The organism is Psychromonas sp., assembly GCF_047632995.1.
Lineage (GTDB): Bacteria > Pseudomonadota > Gammaproteobacteria > Enterobacterales > Psychromonadaceae > Psychromonas.
In genome coordinates, this window is sequence record NZ_JBLIEK010000022.1 from 35,868 (window position 1) to 43,695 (window position 7,828).

A 7,828-nucleotide genomic window follows, 5' to 3' on the forward strand; every position below is an offset into this window, starting at 1 on the left:
GCAGTGCTAGCTTTCGGGCGAAACTCCCATAGGGCAAGGCGATAAACAATGATCTTCGTTGTTAGAAGGTTTCGATTTAGAATGACTAGATCATCAACCTTCTGCCTAGAATCACATCATTTATCGACTTGCTGATTCCTGCATATTGAAGTGGTTTGGGTATACAGTGCTTTAAAAAATTGATTTAAGCTAGCTAATATTAGAAGTTTGAAGTATCAACAAATAAACCAACTTTAAGATCTTCTGCGGTATAAATTGCTTTACCATCTACTTCTACAACGCCATCAGCGATACCCATAACAAGTTTACGCATAATTAACCGTTTAATCGTGATTCGGTAGGTTACTTTTTTAGCCGAAGGTAGCACCTGACCGGTAAATTTAACGTTACCCACTCCTAATGCACGTCCTTTACCAGGACCACCGCTCCAACCAAGGAAGAAACCAACTAATTGCCACATGGCATCAAGACCTAGACAGCCGGGCATAACGGGATCATTAGGGAAATGACATTTAAAGAACCAGAGTGCCTTATCAATATCTAATTCTGCAACCAACTCGCCTTTACCGTACTCACCACCATCAGATGTAATGGTGACGATACGATCTAACATCAGCATATTATCCACTGGAAGTTGACAGTTACCTTCGCCAAATAGCTCACCTTGACCACATTTCACTAATTCTTCTTTTGTGTAAGAGTTTTTTCCCAACTCTTTTTGGGATACGGTTTTAGTCATAATCACTTTTCTTGTTATAGATAGAAACTGCTGCGACATTTCAAATAAAGAAACTGAAATAGCATAAAAATTGTGTTGTCATATTTTATATGACTGCCTACTAACAATCAACTTTAATCAAAATCGCCGTGAGCGTAAGTTGTTTGATTTTCTAGCGAAATAGTTTCAACAACTTATGTAGCAGACCAGATTCATGCTCTTCTCTTTCTTCTTTTTGAAGATCTTCAACTCTTTTATGAATTAACTTAACAATATTTTCAAATGGTCGGTTCATGGCAAGCGGAAATGCATCATGGCAGTGATCAATCCCGTAAATGTTAATTTTCTTATCACTTATCAGCTTAAGGGTATCAACATCCAAGGTGAGATTGATTTGATTCGCTTTAGGGATCAAAACAGTGACAGGTTCATTCAATAGACCGACCAAAAATAAGCGCGTAACCGATTTTATTTTTTGATTAATACCGCCAATGGCTAGCACATTGCCGTGTTGATCTAATGCGCCGGTCACGAATAAATTTTGCGATAGGGGTAATTGTGAATAACAAGAGGTTACAGCCAAAAATATGGCTAACGAGGCGCTGTCGCCATCACTTTCCTGATAAGACTGTTCAAACACGACGTTGCAAGATAATGGAAAATTTTGAATATGAGTAAAAAAATGATTTAAATAACCTTGTACTATTAAAATACTTTTAGCATGTATATTACCCGCTAATTCAACTTTGCGCTCGACATCAACTATTTCGCCATCACCGAGCATATCACTTGCTGAAATTCTAAAAATCTCACCAAATTCTGTTGGATAACCCATTAGTTCAACAACGGACATACCATTGATTTGGCCTATTTCCTGGCCTTTAAGTTGAATCTTTAACTGTTTTTCCATCAAAGCTTGATCACTAAAGCTTTCAGCTAAGGAGCGGGACTGAACTTGGATATCAAGTGCTTTTTGTAAACTATCAACCGATAGTGGGGTTTGCTCGGCATTAAACAGTTGTGCATAACGAAGTAGATTTTCAATTATTTCGGGAGAAAAAACAATTCTTTTCTGGTGCTCACATTTACTCGAAAGATGATGAAATAATAGCGCCAGCGCTTCGGTTGACACCTCGGTTAAACCCCGTTGTTTTATTAAGCTATGACAATAACGTTGCAGTGAGTGGATATTTTCATCGGTTGCTTGTATATCACTGGATAATTCGGCAAATAATGAGCCAACTTGATTGTATTCGGGATCAATCTGCGCCAACTCATCAAGCTGATAGCGGTTTGATACCAAAATTATTTTTGTATCTAATTCTGCTAAGGGTGCGATCGGATATTCACCTTTTAGTTTATCGCCATTGACCGCTGAAGTTGCAGGCAGTGTATGATTAATTAAATAGGCTTTAAGCAGGAACCATAAATTTGGATTTATAAGCAGTGGACTAATATGCAGGATTAGCGAACCATGATTACAATCATAAATTTCACCTTGTATAAATTCTGCTTCTTGCTCTTTGAATATGTTTAGGCGGCCAAATAGTCTTTGCTGATCGTAATTTTGTAACGCTTTTAGTTTGTAATTATTGTCTGATGCTTCTGTTATCACGGCTACCGCTGCTTGCCAGCAACGCGCATTAAAGATAAGTAAGGGTTGCGGTAACTGAATAAAATGCCTGATAAGTTGTGAAACGATGGGGTAGATAGATATCCAACTATCGCCATGCACATTTGGTTGAGATAATAGGGGCAAAAAGTCTGGAGTGCATTGCATCACCGTTAATGGCACTAATGAATTAGCATTCCGATCGATTTTTGGGGATTGGTTAGTAACTGGATTATTTATCGGCAAAGTGGCAACTCTAAAATAGGTTATTATATGTAGTCCAAGTGGATGATGCAATGAGTATGGTTAAATACTCGCTGTAACTGCCTAGATGAGATAGGCGCTTACGAGATGGTTGTTAATTTAGTGATGTACATTGCTAAAAATAACAAACTATTGTGCTTTTTTATCACCGCCCTAACACTTCAAGACAGGTCAAATAGAGTGATTAACTCAGAGGGTTTTCCTGCTGTCAGCGCATAATTCGTCGTTACAGTTTGTACTCATTATGTTTTTGTTTTTTATATCTGTTTTCACAGGCTAAGCAACGCTGGGTTGTTGGATCAATATTCAGGCGTGTTATCTCTATCGGTTCTTCACAGTCTGAGCATAAACCATACATGTCGATTTGAATATTATTCAACGCCGCATCGATACTTTTCATGGTTGATATTTTATGAGTAATAGAGGGGATTTCTATTTTCAAAGCCAGCTCAATTAAATCATCCGTTGAAATTTTTTGTAACTGTTGAGCCGATAGATTATGGCAGGTATGATTTGAGCGCATTAAAATATCGGTCATGCTATGACGTAACGTTTCAAGTGAATTTAAAAGGAGGAGTTGGTACTGATTTAGCTGTGTTTCACTGATATGTTGCATAAGAGCTCACTTTAACGAAATTATTCTCTTATGTTAAAGTCAGACGCTGAGTAACCTTATGATTTAAATCAACTGTTGATAGTTATCTATTGCTGATAAAAGCTCGCTTGATATAGATCAGGTTTATATTGATTTGACTAAGTTTTCATTCTCAGTGGCAGGCGTTGAACCAGATTAATCAAAGCAGGATAAAAATAAGGGTTTGCTATTGCTATTGCTATTGCACTACTGCATTTGGTTATTGTATCGATATGGAGGGTACACGGAATAGACGCAATACCCCTATAATTTATTAAAGAGTTATGCTGTAAGTGATCACCATTTTTTCTTATCTTGAAAGATAACATCAAGGTCGTTTTTCTTCTCTTCTTCGCGCGCTTTTATTGCTTGCAGCTCTTTATCACTGTGCTTAACCAAGTAAGATTTTATCTCACTTTTTGTCTCCAATAGTTGCTGCTGTTTTTTCTCCAGATAACTATCTTTATCTGGAATGCCGTTGAGAATGGTGATTAATTTGTTAATCATCTGATTAGCACTACCGAATTGTTTGCTTAATTTAGCATCAATTATCCGTTTAATACTGTTTTCCAGATTGATTTTTAACTGCATAATCTCTAGGCGATGATTTTCTGCAACAAAAACCTCTGTATTTATTTTCCCTTTGGCATGTTCAGAACGCAGTACCGCTCTGATTTTTTTGGTGACTTGCAGTAATTGCAGCGCTTCACCGTCGTTGTCTGGAGTGCGGAAAGCACTTTCATCTGGCGGCGTATAATTGGTTCGGACCTGTTGAATCTGCGCATCTGTATTTTTTAGATGGTCACGAATTTGCGAACTGGCGGGTGAACTTTGAAGCATAATAGTTAATGCATTACGTATACGGTTTTGAAGAATTAATAATAGTGATTTACTAAAGGGCATTCGGGTCGCGTTGAGCAGCAGTTCGTCAACTTCGGTAATAACGGCGCGTTGTTTGCTGATTGCGATTCTTCTTTCGGCTTCAATCTTTTGTTTATATTGCTGAATAATATTGTAGCCGATTAAGACAAATAATAATAAAGCGATCAGGGATAGAATTAATGGAAATAGCATAAGTTCTCATAATACAAAGTAATAAAAATAGAAGTCACCGAAAATAAGGCATCTGAGGCCCTAGTGTGCATTAAGGCAAGCGTAAGGTAAATATACTTCCGTCAGATTCATTTTTGTTTTCTAGCAAAATGTGACCTTGCAGCTGCTTTGTTTTATGCTCACTCGCTATTTTCTTAGCAAACAATAGGCCAAGACCACTTCGTCCTTTACCGGCATTGAATTGTGATTCGGCATTCTGATTGATAGCAAGCATATGCTCTGGATAGCCATCGCCATCATCTTCGACTTGAATATTTACATATTCTTTGTCGATGAACGCTCGCAATATGACATTTTTTTTTGTATGGCGAAGGGCATTAATAAAAATATCCCCAATTAAATAGGTAATTAAATCCTGATCAAAATAAGCCGTTAAATCCTCATCGACGTCCACTACTACTTTAACATGATGGCTGTTTAAATAAATCCTATTTCTATCAAGCACTTCTTGCAGCATCTCGGCAACTGAGTTTTCTTCAATATAAATAGGCAGCTGATTTTTTTCATCCCGATACAGAGCAAGTAATTGCATTAAACTGCCGTTAATTCTTGATGTTTGGTAATGCAGATCTGCAAAAGCTTGATGCTGTTTAGGTGTTAAATTGTCGGCAAGATCTAAATGTTCAATGGATTGCAACAGCATAAAAAGGGAATTTTTCATGTCATGTGCACTGGTTGCTAAAATGGTACTGAAATCAAGATCACTTTGTTTGCTCATTTTAACCTCTGAATGCTTTTGCTAAATTACCATAGTATGAAATATATGTGTAGAATATCAAGCAGGTAAAGTAGCTCTTTCTGTTTATTGGAACTCTGCTAGAATAATAAACCATAAAATATTGGATAACTCTTGGCTTTGATATGAAATTACAACAATTACGTTATATCGTTGAAGTAGTAAATAATAATTTGAATGTTTCAGCTACAGCTGAAAATTTATTTACTTCACAACCTGGAATTAGTAAACAAGTTTGTATGCTTGAAGATGAGCTAGGTATTCAAGTTTTTGAGCGTAGCGGTAAGCATTTAACTCAAGTTACGCCTGCCGGTAAAGAGATAATACGTTTTGCATCTGAAATTTTAGGAAAAGTGGAAAGTATAAAAGCGGTGGCATCTCAATATACCCAACCTGATCAAGGCTCACTTAATATAGCCACAACCCATACTCAAGCCCGCTATGCATTACCTGATGTAATAAAGGGATTTATTAAACGTTATCCAAAGGTCTCTTTGCATGTGCATCAGGGCACACCGACGCAAATTAGCGAATCGGTAGTCAAAGGAAAAACTGATTTTGCGATTGCCACTGAAGCATTACATTTATATCAAGATTTGATTATGCTGCCTTGTTACCACTGGAACCGCTCGGTGATCGTACCGAAAAATCATCCTCTTGCGAGTATACAAAATATTAGTATTGAAGATATTGCTAACTACCCAATTGTTACCTATGTCTTTGGGTTTACAGGACGATCTGAATTAGATGATGCATTTAATGCCGCGGGTTTTACGCCCAATGTTGTGTTTACTGCAACTGATGCCGATGTGATTAAAACTTATGTGCGTCTTGGTGTCGGAGTGGGGGTTATTGCCAGCATGGCGGTGAATGAAGTTGATGACGATTTTTGCGTGATTGATGCAAGCCATCTATTTAAATCCAGTACAACAAGCATTGGCTTTAGAAAAGGATCCTTTTTACGTGATTATATGTACGAGTTTATGGTGCGTTTTGCGCCACACCTAACCCGTCCGCTTGTTGAAAAAGCGATTCAGCTAAAATATAGCGCGGAAGTAAGCAAGTTATTTGAAAATATAGAGTTACCCACACGTTAATGACTGCCTTGATAAATGTGAATCACGTGATTCACATTTTGACTATTTACAATGGTTATTTAACGCTTCAAGGCAGGGCAAAATTTTGCTGACTTTATCGAAACACTCCTGATACTCTTGTTCAAAAACAGACTCTGCAACTAAACCGCCACCCGCCCAGCAAAATATTTTTTGTTTATGGCATACCAATGTTCGGATTGATATGTTCGTATCCATCTGTCCGTCCCCGTTTATATAACCAATACTGCCACAGTACTGATGGCGTCTATCTGGCTCGAGTTCCGCAATAATCTCCATTGCGCGTATTTTCGGCGCGCCGGTAATTGAGCCGCCCGGGAAACACACGCGCAGCAACTCTTCTGTACTGTAGTTTGTGGCTAATTTTCCTAATACAGTACTGACTAAGTGGTGCACTGCAGGAAAACTTTCCAGATCAAATAATTTCGGCACGCTGACGCTGCCCGGTTCGCAGACGCGGCCAATATCATTGCGCAGTAGATCAACAATCATTAAGTTTTCAGCCCGATCCTTTTCTGAATCGATTAACGCTTGTCGGCTATTTTTATCTTGTATTGCATTTTTAAAACGCGGACGCGTACCTTTGATAGGCTTACTTTCAACAACCCCGTTGTGCAATTTTAAAAAGCGCTCGGGTGATAAGGATAAAATAACCTGCGAGGGGAGACGTAAAAAAGCGCCGAAAGGCGGCTTGTTATCATTAAAGAGTGCTTGATAAGCTTGGTATTCATCTCCTTGATAAGCGGCTTGAAAGCGTTGCGCCAAATTAACTTGGTAACAATCTCCACTGAGGATGTAATTTTGAATTTTATTAAATTTTTTCCGATAAAGCTGCTTATCCATATTTGCAGACCAGCTGGAATCTAATTTAAAGCGTGCTGAAGCGGGGGGGATTCGGCTTTGTTTTTTTAACCAAGTAAGGCGTGCCGACCATAAATCAGTTATCTTTTTAACTTTGTCTTTGGTTTTATGAACGATCAGATGAAACTGTGAATCTTGGTTATCATAGACTAACGCCCAGTCATAAAAACCAATGGCCATATCAGGTAAATTCAGACCTTGTGGTTTGTGCGCATCTGTTATTTTTTCAAATTGATAACCCTGTTCATAAGCAATACTGCCCAATGCGCCACCCGTGAAGGGCTTGTGGTCAGTGGCTGTGTCGTGAAATAATGCGCTGCGCAGTGAGTGCAATATTTCAAAAGGATCATTTTTTTGCTCTGAGCAGTGATTGTTTTGCTCTACCTTAGTTATTCCATTAAATGTTTGCAGTGTGGCAATGGGTTGGGCACTGTAAATTGACCAACGGCTGTCAATATGCGCGGTATCCGCTGACTCTAATAAAATCCCCCAGTCACGTCCGGCGATTTGATGTTTTAGATTGGAAAATTCAATGTGTGTTAATGAAATCGGTTTGATCAGTATATTGGCAGTGCAATTAGTCATAGTTTTTCGAATTTAGGCAACAGTTTTATAATAAATAGGTTGGTGAATATTAAGATGCAGATTAACATTCTCTTTATACTCAAGCCACTTATATACCCATGTTACTTCAAGATGCAAAATCAGCAAGTTCAAATTGTACTTAGATGCTAGGCATAAAATTGAAGTATAGTTATTCTACATTGAGATTTTA

At 38.1% G+C, this 7,828-nt stretch carries 7 protein-coding genes; 1 reads left to right on the forward strand and 6 read right to left on the reverse strand.

Annotated features, from left to right (window positions below; all coding sequences use genetic code 11):
- Positions 1–199: 199 nt before the first annotated feature.
- The 5 genes from fabA to ACJAT7_RS06005 all read right to left on the reverse strand — a co-directional run bounded on the left by fabA (position 200) and on the right by ACJAT7_RS06005 (position 5,059).
- Entirely contained in the window at positions 200–739 is a 540-nt protein-coding gene (fabA, locus tag ACJAT7_RS05985) for a bifunctional 3-hydroxydecanoyl-ACP dehydratase/trans-2-decenoyl-ACP isomerase (RefSeq protein WP_415225896.1), read from the reverse strand.
- A gap of 151 nt (positions 740–890) precedes the next feature.
- Complete coding sequence (locus ACJAT7_RS05990; RefSeq protein ID WP_415225897.1) at positions 891–2,576, reverse strand: AAA family ATPase; 1,686 nt, start codon at positions 2,574–2,576, stop codon at positions 891–893.
- 244 nt (positions 2,577–2,820) lie between these two features.
- Positions 2,821–3,210 (reverse strand): TraR/DksA family transcriptional regulator, encoded by a 390-nt coding sequence (locus ACJAT7_RS05995; RefSeq protein WP_415225898.1) that lies wholly within the window; start codon positions 3,208–3,210, stop codon positions 2,821–2,823.
- A gap of 315 nt (positions 3,211–3,525) precedes the next feature.
- The gene (locus ACJAT7_RS06000) at positions 3,526–4,302 is read right to left on the reverse strand and encodes a DNA repair ATPase (protein ID WP_415225899.1); all 777 of its coding nucleotides are present in this window, start codon (positions 4,300–4,302) and stop codon (positions 3,526–3,528) included.
- Positions 4,303–4,372: 70 nt separating this feature from the next.
- Positions 4,373–5,059, reverse strand: coding sequence for a sensor histidine kinase (locus tag ACJAT7_RS06005; RefSeq protein ID WP_415225900.1), 687 nt, complete (start codon positions 5,057–5,059; stop codon positions 4,373–4,375).
- A 143-nt stretch (positions 5,060–5,202) separates the two neighbouring features.
- On the opposite strand from ACJAT7_RS06005, the gene cysB reads away from it, so the two are divergent.
- Positions 5,203–6,174 carry an HTH-type transcriptional regulator CysB gene (cysB, locus tag ACJAT7_RS06010; RefSeq protein WP_415225901.1) on the forward strand — a complete coding sequence of 324 codons (972 nt, stop codon included), beginning with the start codon at positions 5,203–5,205 and terminating at the stop codon, positions 6,172–6,174.
- Between the two features lie 42 nt (positions 6,175–6,216).
- Here the strand turns inward: cysB and pabB are convergent, their stop codons facing one another.
- On the reverse strand, positions 6,217–7,638 hold the full coding sequence (pabB, locus tag ACJAT7_RS06015; RefSeq protein WP_415225902.1) for an aminodeoxychorismate synthase component I: 1,422 nt from the start codon (positions 7,636–7,638) through the stop codon (positions 6,217–6,219).
- Positions 7,639–7,828: the final 190 nt, after the last annotated feature.